The sequence below is a fragment of the Duganella sp. 1411 genome (assembly GCF_017833525.1).
Taxonomy (GTDB): domain Bacteria; phylum Pseudomonadota; class Gammaproteobacteria; order Burkholderiales; family Burkholderiaceae_D; genus Rugamonas.
In genome coordinates, this window is record NZ_JAFICD010000008.1 from 60,810 (window position 1) to 79,447 (window position 18,638).

At 64.0% G+C, this 18,638-nt stretch carries 19 protein-coding genes; 12 read left to right on the forward strand and 7 right to left on the reverse strand.

The window, feature by feature from the left end:
* The first annotated feature begins 3 nt into the window (after positions 1–3).
* The 4 genes from JOD97_RS28450 (at position 4) to JOD97_RS28465 (ending at position 3,441) form a co-directional block, all read left to right on the forward strand.
* The gene (locus tag JOD97_RS28450) at positions 4–1,032 is read left to right on the forward strand and encodes a CDP-6-deoxy-delta-3,4-glucoseen reductase (RefSeq protein WP_209726002.1); all 1,029 of its coding nucleotides are present in this window, start codon (positions 4–6) and stop codon (positions 1,030–1,032) included.
* Positions 1,033–1,095: 63 nt separating this feature from the next.
* A complete protein-coding gene (locus JOD97_RS28455; protein WP_209726004.1) occupies positions 1,096–2,346 on the forward strand; it encodes an MFS transporter in 1,251 nt (416 codons plus the stop codon).
* Entirely contained in the window at positions 2,343–2,999 is a 657-nt protein-coding gene (locus tag JOD97_RS28460; RefSeq protein ID WP_209726006.1) for a DUF1345 domain-containing protein, read from the forward strand. The genes JOD97_RS28455 and JOD97_RS28460 overlap by 4 nt, the downstream gene beginning before the upstream one ends.
* Before the next feature lie 70 nt (positions 3,000–3,069).
* Positions 3,070–3,441 (forward strand): HPF/RaiA family ribosome-associated protein, encoded by a 372-nt coding sequence (locus tag JOD97_RS28465; protein WP_209726008.1) that lies wholly within the window; start codon positions 3,070–3,072, stop codon positions 3,439–3,441.
* 141 nt (positions 3,442–3,582) lie between these two features.
* On the opposite strand, the gene JOD97_RS28470 is transcribed toward JOD97_RS28465, so the two are convergent.
* Positions 3,583–4,362: a helical backbone metal receptor gene (locus tag JOD97_RS28470; protein ID WP_209726010.1), complete on the reverse strand. Its 780-nt coding sequence runs from the start codon at positions 4,360–4,362 to the stop codon at positions 3,583–3,585.
* Between the two features lie 153 nt (positions 4,363–4,515).
* Here JOD97_RS28470 and JOD97_RS28475 point away from each other — a divergent pair, with 153 nt between their 5' ends.
* On the forward strand, positions 4,516–5,496 hold the full coding sequence (locus JOD97_RS28475; RefSeq protein ID WP_209726012.1) for a GGDEF domain-containing protein: 981 nt from the start codon (positions 4,516–4,518) through the stop codon (positions 5,494–5,496).
* A 74-nt stretch (positions 5,497–5,570) separates the two neighbouring features.
* Here the strand turns inward: JOD97_RS28475 and JOD97_RS28480 are convergent, their stop codons facing one another.
* Complete coding sequence (locus JOD97_RS28480; protein ID WP_209726014.1) at positions 5,571–6,149, reverse strand: DUF5610 domain-containing protein; 579 nt, start codon at positions 6,147–6,149, stop codon at positions 5,571–5,573.
* Positions 6,150–6,224: 75 nt separating this feature from the next.
* On the opposite strand from JOD97_RS28480, the gene sbcB reads away from it, so the two are divergent.
* The gene (gene sbcB / locus JOD97_RS28485) at positions 6,225–7,667 is read left to right on the forward strand and encodes an exodeoxyribonuclease I (protein WP_209726016.1); all 1,443 of its coding nucleotides are present in this window, start codon (positions 6,225–6,227) and stop codon (positions 7,665–7,667) included.
* A gap of 85 nt (positions 7,668–7,752) precedes the next feature.
* On the opposite strand, the gene pyrF is transcribed toward sbcB, so the two are convergent.
* Positions 7,753–8,574, reverse strand: coding sequence for an orotidine-5'-phosphate decarboxylase (gene pyrF, locus JOD97_RS28490; RefSeq protein WP_209726018.1), 822 nt, complete (start codon positions 8,572–8,574; stop codon positions 7,753–7,755).
* Between the two features lie 100 nt (positions 8,575–8,674).
* Between pyrF and JOD97_RS28495 the strand changes: the two genes are divergently transcribed.
* On the forward strand, positions 8,675–9,436 hold the full coding sequence (locus tag JOD97_RS28495) for an SDR family NAD(P)-dependent oxidoreductase (protein WP_209726020.1): 762 nt from the start codon (positions 8,675–8,677) through the stop codon (positions 9,434–9,436).
* A gap of 328 nt (positions 9,437–9,764) precedes the next feature.
* The gene (locus JOD97_RS28500; RefSeq protein WP_229264792.1) at positions 9,765–10,157 is read left to right on the forward strand and encodes a VanZ family protein; all 393 of its coding nucleotides are present in this window, start codon (positions 9,765–9,767) and stop codon (positions 10,155–10,157) included.
* A gap of 472 nt (positions 10,158–10,629) precedes the next feature.
* Here JOD97_RS28500 and JOD97_RS32850 read toward each other — a convergent pair whose 3' ends face one another.
* Complete coding sequence (locus tag JOD97_RS32850) at positions 10,630–10,767, reverse strand: hypothetical protein (RefSeq protein WP_229264793.1); 138 nt, start codon at positions 10,765–10,767, stop codon at positions 10,630–10,632.
* Between JOD97_RS32850 and JOD97_RS32855 the strand changes: the two genes are divergently transcribed.
* Positions 10,766–11,089, forward strand: coding sequence for a hypothetical protein (locus tag JOD97_RS32855; protein WP_229264794.1), 324 nt, complete (start codon positions 10,766–10,768; stop codon positions 11,087–11,089). The genes JOD97_RS32850 and JOD97_RS32855 overlap by 2 nt on opposite strands.
* Here JOD97_RS32855 and JOD97_RS28510 read toward each other — a convergent pair.
* Complete coding sequence (locus tag JOD97_RS28510; protein ID WP_209726026.1) at positions 11,086–11,997, reverse strand: TraB/GumN family protein; 912 nt, start codon at positions 11,995–11,997, stop codon at positions 11,086–11,088. The two genes, JOD97_RS32855 and JOD97_RS28510, sit on opposite strands and share 4 nt — an antisense overlap.
* A 294-nt stretch (positions 11,998–12,291) precedes the next feature.
* Here JOD97_RS28510 and JOD97_RS28515 point away from each other — a divergent pair, with 294 nt between their 5' ends.
* Both JOD97_RS28515 and JOD97_RS28520 read left to right on the forward strand, forming a co-directional pair.
* Positions 12,292–13,299, forward strand: coding sequence for an LLM class flavin-dependent oxidoreductase (locus JOD97_RS28515; protein WP_209726028.1), 1,008 nt, complete (start codon positions 12,292–12,294; stop codon positions 13,297–13,299).
* Positions 13,300–13,418: 119 nt separating this feature from the next.
* Positions 13,419–14,618: an MFS transporter gene (locus JOD97_RS28520; RefSeq protein ID WP_209726312.1), complete on the forward strand. Its 1,200-nt coding sequence runs from the start codon at positions 13,419–13,421 to the stop codon at positions 14,616–14,618.
* A 207-nt stretch (positions 14,619–14,825) separates the two neighbouring features.
* Here the strand turns inward: JOD97_RS28520 and JOD97_RS28525 are convergent, their stop codons facing one another.
* The gene (locus JOD97_RS28525; protein ID WP_209726030.1) at positions 14,826–15,719 is read right to left on the reverse strand and encodes a family 43 glycosylhydrolase; all 894 of its coding nucleotides are present in this window, start codon (positions 15,717–15,719) and stop codon (positions 14,826–14,828) included.
* Between the two features lie 126 nt (positions 15,720–15,845).
* On the reverse strand, positions 15,846–17,477 hold the full coding sequence (locus JOD97_RS28530; protein ID WP_209726032.1) for a M28 family peptidase: 1,632 nt from the start codon (positions 17,475–17,477) through the stop codon (positions 15,846–15,848).
* Between the two features lie 162 nt (positions 17,478–17,639).
* On the opposite strand from JOD97_RS28530, the gene gluQRS reads away from it, so the two are divergent.
* The gene (gluQRS, locus tag JOD97_RS28535; protein ID WP_209726034.1) at positions 17,640–18,611 is read left to right on the forward strand and encodes a tRNA glutamyl-Q(34) synthetase GluQRS; all 972 of its coding nucleotides are present in this window, start codon (positions 17,640–17,642) and stop codon (positions 18,609–18,611) included.
* Positions 18,612–18,638 lie beyond the last annotated feature (27 nt).

Sequence of the window (18,638 nt, forward strand, 5' to 3'; positions counted from 1 at the left end):
TGTATGACGTTTCAAATTACTGTACAGCCTAGCGGCCACCAATTCAGCTGCGAGGAAGACGAAACCGTGCTGGCGGCGGCGATCCGCGCCGGCGTCGGCCTGCCTTACGGCTGCAAAAACGGCGCCTGCAGTTCCTGCCGGGGCAAGGTTCTGTCCGGCTCGGTGACGCACAAGGCCCACCAGGAACGCGCGCTGAGCAAGGAAGACGAGGCGGCCGGCTACTCGCTGTTCTGCTGCGCCACCGCGCACGAAGACCTGGTGATCGAGGCGCGCGAAGTGGCCGGCAGCGACGAGTATCCCATCCGCAAGATGCCATCGCGCGTCGCGACGCTGGAAAAAGTGGCGCCGGACGTGGTCGTGATGACCCTGCAACTGCCGGCCAACGAGACGCTGAAGTTCCGCGCCGGCCAGTATATCGAATTCATGCTGCGCGACGGCAAACGCCGCAGCTACAGCCTGGCGTCGCCGCCGGACCAGGACCAGCCGCTGACCCTGCACATCCGCCACCTGCCCGGCGGCCTGTTCACCGACCAGGTGTTCAGCACGATGAAGGAGCGCGACATCCTGCGCTTCGAAGGCCCGATGGGCACCTTCTTCGTGCGCGAGGATAGCGACAAGCCGATGGTGCTGCTGGCCTCGGGCACCGGCTTCGCGCCGATCAAGGCCATCGTCGAGCACCTGCGGGCGCAGGATTCGCAGCGGCCGATGACCTTGTACTGGGGCGGACGCCGTCCGCAAGACCTGTACATGGACGCGCTGTGCCGCCAGTGGGAAGCGATCCTGCCCAACTTCAAGTATGTGCCGGTGGTGTCCGCCGCGCTGCCGGAGGACAACTGGAACGGCCGCACCGGCTTCGTGCACGCGGCCGTCATGGCCGACCTGCCCGACCTGTCCGGCCACCAGGTGTACGCCTGCGGCGCGCCGCTGATGGTCGATTCCGCCAAGCGCGACTTTGTCGCCCATTGCGCACTGCCGGAGGACGAATTCTACGCCGACGCCTTCACCACGGAAGCCGACATCAACAAACCGTAACAGCATCCAACCGCGGGCGGCCTGGGATGCGGAGTCCCGGGACCCCGCTTCCAGAAAGCCCCAATGCCCGACAGTTCCGCCCCTACCAACGCCAGCAATGGATTTAGCGTTCTGCGCCACCGTAACTTCACCCTGTATTTAAGCGCCCGCACCCTCGCCACCCTCGCCGTCCAGATGCAAAACGTCGCCATCGGCTGGCAGGTGTATTCGATGACGCACAACCTGTTCGACCTCGGCATGATCGGCCTGGCGCAGTTCGCGCCGTTCCTGCTGCTGATCCTGATCGCCGGCCACGCGGCCGACCGCTACGACCGCCGCAACCTGATCGCCCTCGCGCTGGGCGCGCAACTGCTGTGCGGGCTGACCTTGCTGGCCTTCACCCTGGCCGGGCTGGCCACCGTGTGGCCGGTGTTCGCGGTGCTGGTGCTGTTCGGCAGCGCGCGCGCCTTCATGGGCCCGGCCACGCAGGCCATCCTGGTCAACCTGGTGCCGGCCGAGAGCTTCAGCAAGGCTGTCGCGCTGAGCTCGTCGAGCTTCCACGTCGCCGTGATCCTGGGACCGACCTTGGGCGGCCTGTTCTACCTGGCCGGGCCGAAGACCGTGTATCTGGTGTCGTCGGCGCTGCTGCTGGCCTCGGTCGTCATGATGTGCCTGGTCAAACCGGTCAAGCAGCCCAGCAACCGCGAACCGGCCACCTGGCACACGGTGCTCGAGGGCCTGCGCTTCGTGCGCTCGCGTCCGGTGGTGCTGGGCGCCATCTCGCTCGACCTGTTCGCCGTGCTGTTCGGCGGCGCCACGGCGCTGCTGCCGGCGCTGGCGCACGACGTGCTGCACGCCGGCCCGACCGGCCTGGGCATGCTGCGCACCGCGCCCGGCGCCGGCGCCGCGCTGTGCTCGATCGCGCTGGCCTTCTTCCCGATCACGCGCCGGGTCGGCCTGTGGATGTTCGGCGGCGTGGCCGTGTTCGGCCTGGGCACCATCGTGCTGGGCGCCACCTCCACCTTCGTCGTCGCGCTGGTGGCCTTGTTCCTGATGGGCGCCGGCGACATGATCAGCGTCTACGTGCGCCACCTGCTGGTGCAGTATGAAACGCCGGACGCGATACGCGGCCGCGTCAGCGCCGTCAACTCGGTGTTCATCGGCGCCTCGAACGAGCTGGGCGAATTCGAATCGGGCGTCACCGCCGGCTGGATGGGCCTGACCCGCGCGGTTCTGTTCGGCGGCGCCGCCACCTTGGCGGTGACGGGCTTGTGGGCCTGGCTGTTCCCGGTCCTGTCGCGCATGGACCGCTTCCCGCATGAGGACAAACCATGAAATTTTTGCCGGGCATCGCCCACAGCCGCCCCCACCTGACGTTCGCCATCGTGCTCGGGGCCGTGGTGTTCCCCTTGCTGCCCGGCGATTGGCGCTGGCTCAGCCGCTTGCTGACGGCGTGGGATGCGACGGTCTGGGTCTATCTGGCGACGATGGGCTGGATGATGCTGCGCGCCGACCAGCACGACATCAAGCGCGCGGCCTGCCGCCAGGATGAAAAAGGGCCGGTGATCCTGGCCACGCTGTCGATCGCCGTGATGGTCAGCCTGGTCGCCATCGTCTCGCAGCTGACCACGCTCAAGGACGCGCCGCACGCCGATCTGGCGCTGCACTACGGCTTCGTCGTGCTGACCTTGACGGGCTCGTGGTTCATGGTGGGCGTGATGTTCTGTTCGCACTACGCCCATCTGTACTACACCCACCCCGGCGGCGAGCCGGCGCTGGGTTTCCCTGACCGCCACCTGAAGCCGAACTACTGGGACTTCCTGTATTTCTCGTTCACCATCTCGGTGGCGGTGCAGACCTCGGACGTGAGCGTGCGCTGCCGCCGCATCCGCAAGGTGGTGCTGGGGCAGTCGGTGCTGTGCTTCTTCTACAACCTGGCGATCCTCGGTCTTTCCATCAATATCGCGGCGTCGCTCATCAATGGTTAGCTACTTAACGAGAACCTAAGCCGAAAAGGAGTAATATGGATTCGTAGTTCAACAACACAGGAGCAAGCATATGCAGATCAATATTAATTCCGACAAAACCATCGATCGTCACGCCAGCCTGGACGAGCATGTGCAATCAGTCGTGAGCAATGCGCTCCACCGCTTTGGTGAGCAGATCACCAGCGTCGAAGTGCACCTGAGCGACAACCTGGGCCAAAAGTCCGCGGACGGCGACAACCGCGTCCTGATGGAAGCCCGCGTTACCGGATACAAGCCCATCGCGGTGAGCGACCACGCCGCCACGCTGCACCAATCGATCGGCGGCGCCGCCGACAAGCTCAAGCGCGCGCTCGACAGCGCCCTGGGCCGCCTGCACGACAAGGACAAGCGCCACGCGGCCGATCCGGTCGCCGCCACGGTGGATACCGACGACGACGAGTAAAAGCCACGGTGACACGTAGGGCGGATTAGCGCAGCGTAATCCGCCACGCTCCGTCGGCGGCTCATGGCGGATTACGCGCTGCGCGCTAATCCGCCCTACGTGTTTTAGAGTGTTTTTTAGCGTATCTCACAGAGCGTTTCATCAGCGCGTGGCCAGTTCCCGCAAGTACCGCAGCCCCTGCACCGACCGGCTGCCGTACCACGACATCATTTCCCCATCGACCAGCAGCACCGGCTTGCCGAGCTGCTTTTCCAGCGCATACGCATGAGCCTCGGTAAATCGATACGGTTCGCTCGACAACAGCACGCCGTCGACGCCGGCCACCAGCTCCGACGACCAGCTAAAACCGGGATACCGCACCTCGCCCAGATCCGGCACGCTCCAGCCGATCTCCTCCAGCATGCGGGCGATATAGGTGTCGCGCGAAATCGTCATCCACGGGTCCTGCCAGATGCAATACAACATGGTCTGAGGCGGTCCCTTCGGCGCCGCCCGCAACAATTCATATTCCGCCTCGAACTGCGCGCACCAGCGCTCGGCCGCCTCCTGCCGGCAAAACACCCCACCCATCAAACGCGCCAGCGCCAGGTTGTCGCGCGGCCGCAGCGGATGGGTGACGACGATGTGGGGAATAAACTCGGCCAACTCGTCGACGGTCGGCTTCTCGTTCTCGTCGATATTGACCACCAGATGCGTCGGCGCCAGCTTGCGGATCTTGTCGATGTTGACGTCCTTGGTCCCGCCCACCTTGGGCACGGCCTGCACCACGTCGGCCGGATGGATGCAAAACCCGGTGCGCCCGACCAGTTGCCCGGCCAGCCCGAGATCGCACAGCAATTCGGTGATCGACGGCACCAGCGAGACGATGCGCGCGTTCGGGTCGGCCGGGTGCGCGGTGCCGAGCGCATCGATATAAGTCATGGGGTTTTCCGTCTTGATAGCAATGGCAATATTGAAGCACTCCACACCACAACACGCAACAACTACGTGACCCCGTCACAGCGTTTGGGTATGATGTTTAAGTCTCATAAGAATGCCCGCCAGCATAAATCGCTGCGCTATTGAAAGATTATCTTGAAACAAATCAGCACCTTCGGCGCGTCCGACCACCAGATCAGCGACTTGCAACTGTTGCGCAGCGCGGATAACGACGCCGCCATCGCCAAACTGCTGGCGCACTGCCCCATCATGCGTCTGGAGGCGGACGAGGCGGTCCAGGAATCGAGCCAGGCGCGGCTCTACATCGTGCTGCGCGGGGCGCTGTCGGTGGCCACCGACACCCGCACCGGCATGGCCGACGGCACCGTCAGCAAGATCCTGCCGGGCGAGAGCGTGGGCGAGCAATCGGTGCTCGACGAGGAAGCCAATCTGTCGAGCATCACCGCGCTGGAGGAAAGCGACGTGCTGGTGATCGAGGCGGCCCTCGTGTGGCAATTGATCGACGAATCGAACGTGCTGGCGCGCAATCTGCTGCGCCTGTTGTCGTTCCGCATACGCGCGGCCAACGCGCAACTGCGCCGGCGCCAGAAGCTGGGCGAGTTCTACCGCCAGCTGTCGATGATCGACGGCCTGACGGGGCTGTACAACCGCGCCTGGCTCAACGACTTGCTGCCGACGATGATCGCCACCGCGCACGGCTCGAACTCGCCGCTGGCGCTGATCATGATCGATCTGGACCATTTTAAGCGCTTCAACGACAGCCACGGCCACCTGGCCGGCGACCAGGCGCTGCGCGCGGCCGCGCAGGTGCTCAGCGGCGCGCTGCGCCCCACCGATTTCGCCGTGCGCTACGGCGGCGAGGAAATGATGGTGCTGCTGCCGGACACGCAGCGCAAGGTGGCGCTGGCGGTGGCCGAGCGGCTGTGCGAGCGGATGCGGCAGGCTGTGGTGTTCAACGACATGCGCGCGCCGCTGCCGCACGTCACCGCCTCGTTCGGCGTGGCGATATTGCGGGCGCAGCAAAACGAGCAGGATTTGATCGCCGCCGCCGACGCCGCGCTGTACCGCGCCAAGGAGCTGGGCCGCGATCGGGTGGCGCAGGAAGAGCTGGTGTAAATCACGGCCGCCGAAACGCATGCATGGCGGATTACGCTGCGCTAATCCGCCCTACGTGTCTCCACGGTTATTTTTCAGGCTGTGGTTTTCTGTTCCGCCGGCTTGGCCAGGCGCGAGGCGACGAAATCCTCATACCCCTTCTGCACCAGCTCGTACGTCTTGTCGATGTTGCTGGCGACCTCGCCGCCCAGCACCTTTAAGCCCCGCAGCACGTCGCGCGCCTCGCCGAAGCCCTGATCGACACCCTTTTTCAAGGTATCCATGAACTTGTTCAGCAGCACCTCTTCATCCTCGCCGGGGTTCTGCTGCTTGAACGCATCGTAAAATGCGGTCGACAGCGATACAATGCGGCTCGCGGTGCCTTCCGGCGTATTGTCCTGCGACGCGGCGTTCTCGATGGCGTTCTCGCCGAACTGGTCCTTGAGCGCCTCGTTGATGCCGGTCAGCGCGGTTTTCAGCACGACCGACATCGGTTCGTTGGAAGAATTCAACGACACCGTCAAGGAAGCTTGTACGATGGAAGCGTTGAGCTGGGCCTTGGCCTTGGCGCCGACCGACATGGTACTGTCTTCCCTGCCTTGGACGTCTTTGGTCTGGATGGGAGCGGCCTTGCCGGCCGTGGAACCTGATGTAACTGAGACTGGAGTGGCCATGATGTTGCTCCGGTTGGAATACCTTTGAATTATCGGCAGTTTTTAAAATTACTGTAGCCCCCCTGACTGCGCTCTATGACCACACAGACTTTTCTCTGGCACGACTACGAAACCTTTGGCGCCCAGACGCGTCGCGATCGCCCGGCGCAATTTGCCGCCATCCGCACCGACGCCGACCTCAACGAGATCGGCGATCCGATCATGTTGTACTGCAAACCCGCCAACGATTTCTTGCCCGATCCGCAATCTTGCCTGATCACGGGCATCACGCCGCAGCAGTGCCTCGAATGGGGCGTGCCCGAGCACAAGTTCGCCGCCACCATCGAGCAGGCGTTTTCCAAGCCCGGCACCATCGGCGTCGGGTACAACACGATCCGCTTCGACGACGAGATCACCCGCTTCATGTTTTGGCGTAACCTGATCGATCCGTACGCGCGCGAATGGCAAAACCAGTGCGGCCGCTGGGATCTGCTGGACGTGGTCCGCATGACCTACGCGCTGCGCCCGGAAGGCATCGCATGGCCGAAAAAGGCCGACGGCAAGCCCAGCTTCCGGCTCGAGGACTTGGCCAAGGCCAACGGCCTGCTGCACGAGGCGGCGCACGACGCGCTGTCCGACGTGCGCGCCACCATCGCGCTGGCGCGGCTGATCAAGCAGAAGCAGCCGAAGCTGTTCGACTTCTGCTTCGCGCTGCACAAGAAGGACCGCGTGGCCGACGAGATCGGCATGCACCTGGCGCCGCACCTGCGCGCGCCGTTCCTGCACGTGTCCGGCATGTTCCCGGTCGAGCGCGGCTGCATCGCGCTGGTGTGGCCGCTGGCCACGCATCCGACCAACAAGAACGAGGTCATCGTCTGGGATTGCACCTACGATCCGACCGAGCTGTTCACGCTGGACGCGGACACGATACGCACCCGCATCTTCACCCGCGCCGACGCGCTGCCCGAGGGCATGACGCGGCTGCCGGTCAAGAGCATCCACCTGAACAAGTCGCCGATGCTGGTGGCGAACTTGAAGACGCTGTCGCCGGCCATGGCCAGCCAGTGGGGCATCGATCTCGAGCAAGGCAAGGCGTACGCCGCGCTGGCGGCGGCCGGGCGCAATATGGATATCGAGTGGGAACAGGTGTTTTACCGTCCGCCGGGCGCGGAGCTCGATGTGGACGAGGATTTGTACAACGGCTTCATCGGCAAGGAGGATCGCCGCCTGCTCGAATCGCTGCGCAAGGAGACGCCGGCCAGACTGGCGGCGGCGTCGCCGTCGTTCGATGACGCGCGCTTGGCGGAGTTGTTGTTCCGTTACCGTGCGCGCAATTTCCCGGAAACGCTGAGCGAAACGGAGATGGAGCATTGGGAGCAGCACCGGGCCGCGCGCTTTTACGACGGCGCCGGCGGCGCGCGCAGCATCGACCAGTTCTTCGGCGAGATCGATCACCTGCAGCAGGATGCCGACGAGCGCGCCGAGCAGATCCTGGCCGAGCTGTACGAGTACGTGGAGCTGATCGCGCCGGCGCAGTAGTAAAGCTTGCGCCAACCCGCACGGCGCCCAGCCTGGGGTCGGACCCGACCGGGTCCGACCCCGCTGTACCGGGTTAAAGTATGACTTAGCCGCGATGCAGATTGATCGCGTCGCGCGTTTCCAGCGCCACGCGGCGCGCGGCGGCGGCGAAATCCTCGCCGGCCTGCGGCGCCGCGTACAAAATCGCCCGCGACGAGTTGATCATCATGCCGGCGCCGGCCGCCGTCTTGCCCGACTTGACCGTGGCGGCGATATCCCCGCCCTGCGCGCCGATGCCCGGCACCAGCAGCGGCATGTCGCCGACGATCGCCCTCACCTGCGCCAGTTCTTCCGGGAAGGTGGCGCCCACCACCAGCGCGCATTGGCCGTTGGCGTTCCACTTCTCCGCCACCAGGCGCGCCACGTGCTGATACAGCGGCTTGCCGTCGACGTTGAGGAATTGCAGGTCAGAGCCGCCGGCGTTCGAGGTGCGGCACAGCACGATGATGCCGCGCTCGCTCCACTCCATGTACGGCTCCACCGAATCCGCCCCCATGTACGGGCTGACCGTGACCGCGTCGGCGCCGTAGCGGTCGTACGCCTCGCGCGCGTACTGGCGCGCGGTGGCGCCGATGTCGCCGCGCTTGGCGTCGAGGATCAGCGGGATGTGCGGATAGTTCTCGCGCGCGTAGGCGCAGATTTTTTCCAGCTGGTCTTCCGCGCTCAAGGCGGCGAAATAAGCGATCTGCGGCTTGAACGAGCAGGCCAGGTCGGCCGTCGCGTCGATGATCTCGCGGCAGAAATGATAAATGCCTTGCGGGTCGTTCTGGAACTGGGCCGGCAGCTTGGCCATGTCCGGGTCCAGGCCCACGCACAGCAGGGAGTCGTTGGCCGTCCACGCGGCAGATAATTTGTTGATGAAATTCACGACGCGCCTTTGTAATCTGTTGCAAACCCTCTATTGTAACGCGGCCCCACCGGGCTGTTAAAATTTGCCCTCCATCTCCAGACCGCTCAGAAAGCATCCTATGAAATTATCGCAAAAAGTCGCCATCGTGACCGGCGCCACCCAAGGCATAGGCTTGGCATGCGCACAACGCCTGATTACCGAAGGCGCGCAAGTCATGCTGGTCGATATCAAACCCGAGGGTGAGCAAGCCGCCGCCGCACTGGGCGCGCAGGCGCGCTTCTTCGCCGCCGACGTCAGCCAAAAGGCCGACGTGGACGCGCTGGTCGCCGCCACCCTGGCCGCCTTCGGCCGCATCGACATCCTGATCAACAACGCCGGCGTCACCCACGCCGCCGATTTCCTCGACGTCACCGAGGACGATTTCGATCGCGTGCTGCGCATCAACCTGAAATCGATGTTCCTGTGCGGCCAGGCGGTCGCGCGCGAGATGGTCAAGCAGCAAAGCGGCTGCATCATCAACATGTCCAGCGTCAACGCGGAACTGGCGATCCCGAACCAGGTGCCGTATGTGGTGTCCAAGGGCGCGATCAATCAGTTGACCAAGGTGATGTCGCTCAACCTGGTCCAACACGGCATCCGCGTCAACGGCATCGGACCCGGCACCATTTTGACGGAACTGGCGAAGCAAGCCGTCATGTCCAGCCCGGAAGCGCGCCATACGATCTTGTCGCGCACGCCGATGGGCCGCTGCGGCGAGCCGGAGGAAGTGGCGTCCATCGCCGCCTTCCTCGCCAGCGACGACGCCAGCTACATGACCGGTCAAACCCTGTACGTCGACGGCGGCCGGCTGGCCTTGAATTACACCGTCCCCGTCAAATGAAAACCCATTAACTGACGAGTTATGCGCCTAAATGATGACGGGTATCTGAAACAACAATTAGACACATATCTGATGCGCCCCCATAATTACACCTGTCTCCACTATTCTCCTCCAAGAAAATAGTTTTAAGCCCGCTTTAACCAGCGGGCTTTTTTTTGCCTTTTCCGCCTTGCATTGATTTTTGTCATGGCCGCGTCATATTGCCGCCCTATAATGATTACATCTTAAGTACATGCAACCGATAGGCATGACTGAAGAAAGGTGCACCGGGAAGCCGGTGCACCACTCCCCCTCCCCATTTCCCGCCGCGCATGGTATTGTTTGGTTCATGATCAAGCAATTACTTCTGACCTCATCGCACGCCAAACTGCGCTACTGGACCGCCATCTTCCTGTATCTGCTGATTTTAGTATTCGGCTCGATTCCCGGCGCGCGCGCCGATATCGGCGAGGTCGCGCCCGGCATCATCCTGCACTCGATCGCCTATGCGGGACTGACCTTCCTGCTGTTCACCGGGGGCACGGGCGGCCTGCCGCAACGCGCCGGCAAAGCCGTCCTCACCATCGCGGCCATGGGCGCGCTGGACGAGCTGGTGCAAAGCTTCCTGCCCTACCGGCACGGCGCCGTGTCCGACTGGCTGGTCGACTGCAACGCCGCCGTCCTGACCGCCCTGTTCATGTGGGCCTTGTGGACGCGTTTCCGTATCCAGCCGTCAACCTGACATCGGCGGGACGAGCGCTCCCGCCACCCGTCGCCAGTTCCACATCCAATCGCATTTGCTGTAATTGCTCGGCTTGTGCCACGCGTACCAACCCGTGCAATGCGTGAGTGAGCAAATGCCGGCAGCGGGGATCCTGCTTTTCCCCACAGGCTAGAGTGATTAACTCTTCGATAATAGTGTCTGTCACGCGTGTCAACATATCGATGTCCTTTAAAGTGATACCGAACAATTATTGTCTGCGAGTAGCATGTTTCAATTGATGTACATCAATTGTGACGGGATAGGCTGGAACAAAAAAGCGTCGCCCCGCTCTGACCCAAGTGGCTGGCCCACTTTGATTAACCAACGGGGAGGCGAAAAAAATGAACAGGACTAAGCAAAATAAATGGGTTGCAATGTTATGCATCGCGGCATTGGCCGGATGTGCTTCGGACCGAATGTCCGGGGAGTCATCCAGCCGTGCCGACAGCGGCTATACGTCGCCGGGCAGCACGGCCGCGTCGAGCAGCGCCGGAACTAGCAGCCCGAGCAGCAAAACCAGCGGCGAGACCGGCAGCAGCACGGCAGGAACGGGCAGCAGCGGCACCGGCAGCTCGGGGAGTGGCAGCATGGGCAGCAGCGGTAGCACGGGAAGCAGCGGCAGTATGGGCAGTATGGGCAGCACGGGCGGCGCCGCCGACAGCAGCACCGCGCAAACCTCGTACGGAACCGTGCAGGCCATCGATCAAATGCAGCGTCAGGATGTGGGGGCGGGCGCGGTGGGCGCGGCGGCGGCTGGTGGCACCATGACCGGTTCGCCGACCGACCGGGTGTATCGGGTCACCGTGCGCATGGACGACGGCAGCAGCCAACTGATCGTGGTCGACTCCATGCCGCCCTACAAGATCGGCGACAGGGTCCGCTACAACAACGGCACCTTGTCGCCGTATTAATACAACTGTTCGACCTGGTAGCCGCGCCGTTTGAGCAATTGCGGCAGCCCGTCGTCACCGACCAGATGCAGCAGGCCAACGCCGACAAAGGCCACTTGGTCTTGCTGCATGATGCGCTCGATATTGGCGACCATTTCCGGGTTGCGTTTGCCCAGCAGCACACGCTGCATGAAGCCCGCCGAGATGGAATCACCGGTGGTGGCCGACTGCCAGGCCGCCTTGATGCCAGGCGCGTCCGCCGAACTCCACGCGTCGATCAAGGCCTGCGACTTCTTCAGCGACGAACCGCTGGCCAGATCGGCCAGCGTTTCCGTCAGATACTGCTCCTGCTGACGCGCGTCCAGCATCTCGAACAAGCTCAACTGGTATTCCGCGCTTTCGAGTTCGTGGACAGTCTTTTCCTGCTTCTGGGCGGCGGCCAGCAAGGCGTATTCGACCGCCTGGCTGCGCTGGAAGCCGTGCAGGTCCAACTCCGTACCCACCAGCAAATTGGCGATCAGCCACGGCTTGTAGTGCTGCACCGATTGCAGCGACAAGCCCGCCTTGGCCAGCGCCTGCGTCATCTTGTTCAGGGTGGCCGGGCTCAAATGGTTCTGCACCACGTCGCCGTCCGCGTAGCGGCCATGCCGCGCCAAGGCCTTCTGAAACGGCGCATCCTGGCGAATGTCAAGTTCGAGGACCAGCGTCTTGGAATCGAGCAGCGCCCGCGACGCCTCGGCATCGAGCGGGTAGAAACCGTCCTTGCCGACATGAATAGTGCCAAACAGGTAACTGGTTTTACCGTCGTGGGTAATCCGATAAAGCTGGCCGCGCCGTTGCGGAGAGGTCTCGCTCACGCCGGCGGCGAACACCGCCTCGCTGACCAAACTGAGTAACAACGCGAACAAAATAACAAGTTTCGAAGGCATGCGAATTCCCGACGATAGCAGGAGATGCCATCGAAATAACATTATTTAAGGAGGAGTGAGAGCAGCTCGGCGTGGCGCCCTACTGTTTCCAATAGTAAATCAGGAAGGCGCTGAGGAAAAACATTTTGTGAAATCCGCGACCAATGTCGGCAAATTAAACACACTTAAATAGCAACGGAATAATAAAAATGCTGTTCAAATATAAAGATGTTGGCGCTTCAACATCGACGCTTATACCCACGTCCGCTTCAAGGGCTTCATTGAAACCTGTACGGTCGGCCCGATATGCCTTTCATGATCCCATTTTCCATACTCGACCTCGCCCCGATCGCCGAAGGCAGCAACGCTTCCGCTTCGTTCCGCAACACGCTCGACCTCGCACAACACGGCGAGCGATGGGGGTATAACCGCTACTGGCTGGCGGAACACCACGGCATGCCGGGCATCGCCAGCGCCGCCACCGCCGTGGTCATCGCGCATGTGGCCGGCGGCACCTCGACCATCCGGGTCGGCGCCGGCGGCATCATGCTGCCCAATCACGCGCCGCTGGTGATCGCCGAGCAGTTCGGCACCCTGGAAGCGCTGTATCCGGGCCGCATCGACCTCGGGCTGGGCCGCGCGCCCGGCTCCGACCAGACCACGGCCCGGGCCTTGCGCCGCACCCTCGAAACGGACGCCGACGCCTTCCCGCAGGACGTGCTGGAGCTACAAGATTACATGTCCGACGCGCCGCGCCAGCGCGTGCTGGCCGTGCCCGGCAAAGGCGCCAAGGTGCCGCTGTGGATACTCGGCTCGAGCACGTTCGGCGCGCAACTGGCCGCGCACATGGGCTTGCCGTTCGCGTTCGCCTCGCACTTCGCGCCGCAAATGATGATGCAGGCGCTCACGCTCTACCGGAACAACTTCCAGCCATCGGCACAGCTCGACAAGCCTTACGTCATGCTCGGCTTCAACGTCTTCGCCGCCGACACGGATGAAGAGGCGCGCCTGCGCGCCACGTCGATGCAGCAAGCCTTCGTCAACCTGCGCAGCGGCAAACCCTCGCGCCTGCAACCGCCGCAAGCGGGCTATCTGGAAGCACTGGGGCCGCAGGAGCGCGCCCTGCTCGACTCCGTCCTGTCGTGCAGCGCGATCGGCGCGCCGGAGACGGTCGGGCGCCAGTTGCAGGAGTTCATCGCCCGCACCGGCGCCGACGAGCTGATGATCACCTCGCAGATCTTCGAGCACGCGCACCGGCTGCGCTCGTACGAAATCACCGCCGAAGTGCGCCAATCGCTCAAGCGCGCCGAAGCGGGCCTGTAAGCCCTCCGTAGAAATCGCCAAGCTCAGCAGCATTTTGCGATCGCCGGTAAAATTGCCGGCTGCAAAATGAAGGAGCACCCGTGAGCCAGTCCCACGCCCAGCAAGATCTTTCCCCCGGCATGGTCTGGCTATTCGCCGTCGCCACCGGGCTCATCGTCGCCAATCTGTACTACGCGCAAACCCTGGTCGGCCCGATCAGCCGCGCCACCGGACTCGATCCGGGCGCCGCCGGGCTGATCGTCACGCTCACGCAAATCGGCTACTGCCTCGGGCTGCTGTTCATCGCCCCGCTGGGCGACCTGGTCGAAAACCGCCGCCTGATCTTCATCGCGCTGCTGACCAGCGCCGTGGCCCTGCTGGCCGCCTCCGCCACCAGCAATCCCAACCTGTTCCTGCTGGCCGCCTTCTGCATCGGCCTCGGCACGGTGGCCGCGCAAATCGTCGTCCCGTTCGCCGCCCACATGTCGCGTCCGGAAACGCGCGGCAAAACCGTCGGCAAGGTCATGAGCGGCCTGCTGATGGGCATCATGCTGGCCCGTCCGGTCGCCAGCCTGATCGCCGACGCCTTGAACTGGCACGCCGTGTTCGTCATCTCCGCCATCACCACCACCGCCCTCGCCTTCCTGCTGCGCGCCAAACTGCCGCAGCGCCATCCGAACTCGGGCCTGCACTACTTCCAGCTGCTGGGGTCGATGTGGCACCTGCTCAAGACCACGCCGATCCTGCGCCGCCGGGCCGCCTATCACGCGTGCATGTTCGGCGCCTTCAGCCTGTTCTGGACCAGCGTCTCGCTCGAGCTCACGGGCCCGTACTTCCACCTCAGCCAAACGGGTGTCGCCATTTTCGCGCTGGTCGGCGTCGCCGGCGCGATCGCCTCGCCGATCGCCGGCCACCGGGCCGACCAGGGGAAAAGCCTGTCGACCACCTTCATCGCGTTCGCGCTGGGGGCGACGGCGTTCGCGCTGCCGCTGCTGATACACGTCAACCGGATCGTCGACCTCGGCGTGCTGGTGCTCACCTCGATCCTGCTGGACATGGGGGTCTCGGCCAACCTGGTCACGGGACAACGGGCGATTTTCGCGCTGCCGGCGGAGATACGCGCGCGCCTCAACGGGCTCTACATGGCGTTGTTCTTCATGGGAGGAGCGCTGGGTTCGTCGCTGGGCGGCTGGATGTTCGCCGCGCACGGATGGCAAGGCGTGCTGCTGGCCGGGCTCGTGTTCCCGCTGGCCGCGCTATGCATCTTCGCCACCGAACCCGGGGTCCGCACTCGGCGCACCCGGGGTCGGCGCACCCGGCGCACCCGGGGTCAAGTCTAACATCTCTACACGGGCTGATCCTTCGGGCGCCCGCACCCGGGGTCAAGTCTAACATCTCTACACGGGCTGATCCGTCGGGCGCCGGTGACGGCTCATGGATGGCGGATTACGGCGTTCCGCCTAATCCGCCCTACGTGGATCCGAGGTATTTTTAGGGCGCGGTAGCCTGCGCCCCGTCCCAGGATCCAGGGTGCTTTTCGCCTGAACTTATTTGCGTCGCATCGTGCCGTCGGCGTTGTATTCGATTTCCTGGACCAGGATCGAGCGGCGATGGTCGCCGCCACCAGGCAGCACGTTGTCGTGGTAGAACAGCAGCGTCTTGCCGCCATGCTCCAGGATCGCTTGGTGGTTGGTCGATATCTTCAGGAAGTCGATCAGCACGCCGCGGTAGTCAAACGGGCCCAGCGGCGACTTGCCGGTCGCGTAGACGATCTGCCCCGGCCAGCCGGTCGAGAACGAGAAATAATACACACCCTTGTGCTGATGCAGGAACGGCGCTTCGCCATACGCGGTCTGGGCCGGGAACCCGTCGACCACCACGTTTTTGATGCCGCCCACCGTACTCTTGAGATCGGCGGAAAGCTCCACCACCTTCGGCACCCGCGTGCCAAAATACAAATAAATCCGCTTGTCCTTGTCGATAAACACCGCCGGATCGATCGGCTCGTCGCCGGCGTTGGCGTCGCGCGGCGTTTCGACCAGGGGCTTGCCGATCAAGTCGACGAACGGCCCCAGCGGATTGTCGCTGACGGCCACGCCGATCTGCTTGCCACCGACCGGCGCGAAGAAATAGTATTTACCGCCATGCTCGACCGCTTCCGGCGCCCAGGCCTTGGCGTCGGCGCTGGCCCACTTGAAGATACTGGCCGGCAAAATAGGGCCGTGGTCCTTCCAGCTCTTCAAATCGGCCGACGTCAGCACGCGCCACGACGTCGAATCCCAATACTTGCCCGAGTTGTTTTGGTCGTCGGTCGCGTAGACCACGTACTTGCCGCCGAAAAAGTGCGGCGAAGGATCGGCGGCGAAATTTTTTGTCAGCAAAGTTTGCGCGCTTGCGCACGCGCTCGCCGCGATCAGCAGGCTGGCCAAGATAGTTTTCATTCTGTCTCCAATATTTTTATTGAGTAAATGGTAAAACTGATAATGGCCGCCGAGATATAACTTTATTGACGCCAGCCATAAAAAAAAGCAACCCGCAGGCTGCTTTCCAGGCAAAACCGCCGCCGCTTACTTAACGTTGCGCGGCTTGGCGAACGCGTCGCCGGCCTTCCACTCGGGCAGCTTAGGGCTGTCGGCGATCATGCGGCCCAGGTTCAGCGTGTACTGCGCCATCTGCACCATGCCCGACAAATCCCAGCTCGCGTCGTACTCGTCGGTGACCTGGTGGTAGCGCTTCGCATACGCGTCCGCCTTCAGCTTGGAGCCGGCCGGATCCTTGACGTACTCGCGCCCGCCCTCGATCGAAAACGCCGGCACGCCCTGCTTGGCGAAACTGAAATGGTCGCTGCGGAAATAGCCGCCGGCCAGATCCGGCTCGGCCTCGGCGATATGCATGCCCATGCCACGGGCGGTGGCCGCGGCCATGTTGCCCAGCTCGGTGCGCTCGCTGCCCTGGGTGCCGATGTCGCGCGTGGCGCCGACAAAGTTCAGGCTGTCGAGATTCAAATTGGCGGCCGTCTTCGCCAGCGGCCACAGCGGCGAGGTCGCGTACGCGGCGCTGCCCAGCAGCCCCTGCTCTTCGGCGGCCACCCACAGGAACATCTGGCTGCGCTTGGCCGGCGCGCGCACGGCCTGCTGCGCCATCGCCAGCAAGCCGGCCGTGCCCGACGCGTTGTCGACCGCGCCGTTGAAGATGGTGTCGCCCGTATCGCCCTGCTTGCCCAGATGATCGTAGTGCGCGCTGTAAATGACCACTTCATCCTTCAGCTTGGGATCGGTGCCCGGCACCACGGCGGCGACGTTGAACTGCTCGACCTTGCGCACCGCCGCCTTCATTTCGCCGCTCAGTTTGGCGGCCAGCGGCACCGGCTTGAAGTCCTTGCCCTCGGCGGCCGCGCGCAGCGCGTCCAGATCCTGGCCGGCGGCCTTGAACAGCGAGCGCGCGGTGTCGTCGGTCATCCAGCCCTGCAGCTCGGTACCGAGGGTGCCGGCCGCCAACTGGAAACGCTCCACGCCCGACCAGCTGTTCTGGATCACGCTCCAGCCGTACGACGCGCTCGGCGTGGTATGGATCAGCAACACGCCGGCGGCGCCCTGGCGCTTGGCTTCCTCGAACTTGTAGGTCCAGCGGCCGTAGTACGTCAAGCCCTTGCCGTTGAAACGGTTCGGCTGCTCGGCGGTCGGCTGCGGATCGTTGACCATCATGACCAGGATCTTGCCCTTCAGGTCGGCGCCCTTGTAGTCGTTCCACTGCTCGTCGTGGGCGGTGATGCCATAGCCGACGAACACCAGGTCGGCGTTGAAGCTGTGCGCCGGCGTCGCATCGCCCGGCGCGAACACCCAGTCCTTGCCAAAGCTGATCGGCAGCGCCTGGCCGCCCGCTGCCAGTTTCAACGTGCTCTCGGCCGGCAAGGTCTTGACGCCGGCGATTTGCACCGCTTGACGATAGCTGTCGCCGTTGCCGGGTTTCAAGCCCAGCGCCAGCGCCTGCGTTTCCAGATAGGAGACGGTCAGGTCGGCGCCGCGCTGGCCGGTGCCGCGGCCTTCCAGCAAATCGCTGGACAGGAACGCGAGGTGGGCGCGCAGGGGTGCTTCCTGCACGGCGGCGGCGGGTTTGCCGCCGGCCGCGTGCGCAGGGAAAGCCAGCGCCAGGCTGATGGCCAAGGCGGAGGCAATAAAGGAGGGGGTCATTTTTTGCATGATGTCCTGAAGGCGTAGAGTATGGATGCGGCTTGCCGGAAGTACCGCAAGTTAGCGCAAATTAGCGCAAATTAGCGCGCGCACATTGTAAGACATTTGCGCCGGCGGCCGGACGCCATCGCTTGCGCAGCGCAGCATCGCGCGCCGCGTTAAAATGCCGGCATGACCGACCGCGACAACCCCACTGGCAAGCAGTTCGACAACCCCGTTGGCAACCACGACGTCAACTACGTCGGCCGCTTCGCCCCCTCGCCCACCGGCCCGCTGCACATCGGCTCGCTGGTGGCGGCCATGGCCAGCTACCTGGACGCCAAAGTCCACCACGGACGCTGGCTGGTGCGCATCGAGGACGTCGACGGCGACCGCAACGTCGCCGGCGCCGACCGCGACATCCTGGCCTCGCTGCAACGCTGCGGCATGCGCTGGGATGGCGAGGTCACCTGGCAAAGCCGCCGCACCGCGCTGTACGAGCAAGCGCTGCGGCGCCTGGGCGACCTGGTCTACCCGTGCGGCTGCTCGCGCAAGGAAATCGCCGATTCGCAACTGAGCCTGAGCGGCCGTCAGGCGCAGGCGCTGATCTACCCCGGCACCTGCCGCGACGGCCTGGCGCCGGGCAAGAGCGCCCGCGCGCTGCGCCTGAAAGTGCCACGCTCGCCGCACTGCGTGATCGGCTTCGACGACCGCTGGGCCGGCCACATCAGCCAGGATCTGACCGACGAAGCCGGCGACTTCGTGGTCAAGCGCGCCGACGGCTTCTGGGCCTACCAGTTGGCGGTGGTGGTCGACGACGGCGACCAGGGCGTGACCGACATCGTGCGCGGCGCCGACCTGCTCGACTCGACCCCGCGCCAGATCTACCTGCAGCAAGCGCTCGGCCTGCCCCAGCCCAGCTATCTGCACGTGCCGGTGGTGGTCAACGAGCGCGGCGAAAAACTATCCAAGCAGACCGGTGCGACGGCGTTCGACGACGGCGCCCCGCCGGAACTGCTGCTGCGCCAGGCGCTGCTGCCGGCCGCGCGCTTCCTCGGCATGGATGTCCAGGCCGACACCATCGACGCCTTCTGGCGCGCCGCCACGCCGGCCTGGGCGGAAGTTCTGCGGAATCCGCGTGGTCTGGACATCGCTCAAACATAGCAGATCCGTGCGCCCCTCGGCCGAGCT

What these genes read in the sequence shown, in the direction of transcription:
- JOD97_RS28450 (WP_209726002.1), top strand. Translation starts at nt 4, where the DNA reads ATGACGTTTCAAATTACTGTACAGCCTAGCGGCCACCAATTCAGCTGC.
- JOD97_RS28455 (WP_209726004.1), top strand. Translation starts at nt 1,096, where the DNA reads ATGCCCGACAGTTCCGCCCCTACCAACGCCAGCAATGGATTTAGCGTT.
- JOD97_RS28460 (WP_209726006.1), top strand. Translation starts at nt 2,343, where the DNA reads ATGAAATTTTTGCCGGGCATCGCCCACAGCCGCCCCCACCTGACGTTC.
- JOD97_RS28465 (WP_209726008.1), top strand. Translation starts at nt 3,070, where the DNA reads ATGCAGATCAATATTAATTCCGACAAAACCATCGATCGTCACGCCAGC.
- JOD97_RS28470 (WP_209726010.1), bottom strand. Translation starts at nt 4,362, where the DNA reads ATGACTTATATCGATGCGCTCGGCACCGCGCACCCGGCCGACCCGAAC.
- JOD97_RS28480 (WP_209726014.1), bottom strand. Translation starts at nt 6,149, where the DNA reads ATGGCCACTCCAGTCTCAGTTACATCAGGTTCCACGGCCGGCAAGGCC.
- sbcB (WP_209726016.1), top strand. Translation starts at nt 6,225, where the DNA reads ATGACCACACAGACTTTTCTCTGGCACGACTACGAAACCTTTGGCGCC.
- JOD97_RS28495 (WP_209726020.1), top strand. Translation starts at nt 8,675, where the DNA reads ATGAAATTATCGCAAAAAGTCGCCATCGTGACCGGCGCCACCCAAGGC.
- JOD97_RS28500 (WP_229264792.1), top strand. Translation starts at nt 9,765, where the DNA reads ATGATCAAGCAATTACTTCTGACCTCATCGCACGCCAAACTGCGCTAC.
- JOD97_RS32855 (WP_229264794.1), top strand. Translation starts at nt 10,766, where the DNA reads ATGGGCAGCAGCGGTAGCACGGGAAGCAGCGGCAGTATGGGCAGTATG.
- JOD97_RS32850 (WP_229264793.1), bottom strand. Translation starts at nt 10,767, where the DNA reads ATGCTGCCACTCCCCGAGCTGCCGGTGCCGCTGCTGCCCGTTCCTGCC.
- JOD97_RS28510 (WP_209726026.1), bottom strand. Translation starts at nt 11,997, where the DNA reads ATGCCTTCGAAACTTGTTATTTTGTTCGCGTTGTTACTCAGTTTGGTC.
- JOD97_RS28515 (WP_209726028.1), top strand. Translation starts at nt 12,292, where the DNA reads ATGATCCCATTTTCCATACTCGACCTCGCCCCGATCGCCGAAGGCAGC.
- JOD97_RS28520 (WP_209726312.1), top strand. Translation starts at nt 13,419, where the DNA reads ATGGTCTGGCTATTCGCCGTCGCCACCGGGCTCATCGTCGCCAATCTG.
- JOD97_RS28525 (WP_209726030.1), bottom strand. Translation starts at nt 15,719, where the DNA reads ATGAAAACTATCTTGGCCAGCCTGCTGATCGCGGCGAGCGCGTGCGCA.
- JOD97_RS28530 (WP_209726032.1), bottom strand. Translation starts at nt 17,477, where the DNA reads ATGCAAAAAATGACCCCCTCCTTTATTGCCTCCGCCTTGGCCATCAGC.
- gluQRS (WP_209726034.1), top strand. Translation starts at nt 17,640, where the DNA reads ATGACCGACCGCGACAACCCCACTGGCAAGCAGTTCGACAACCCCGTT.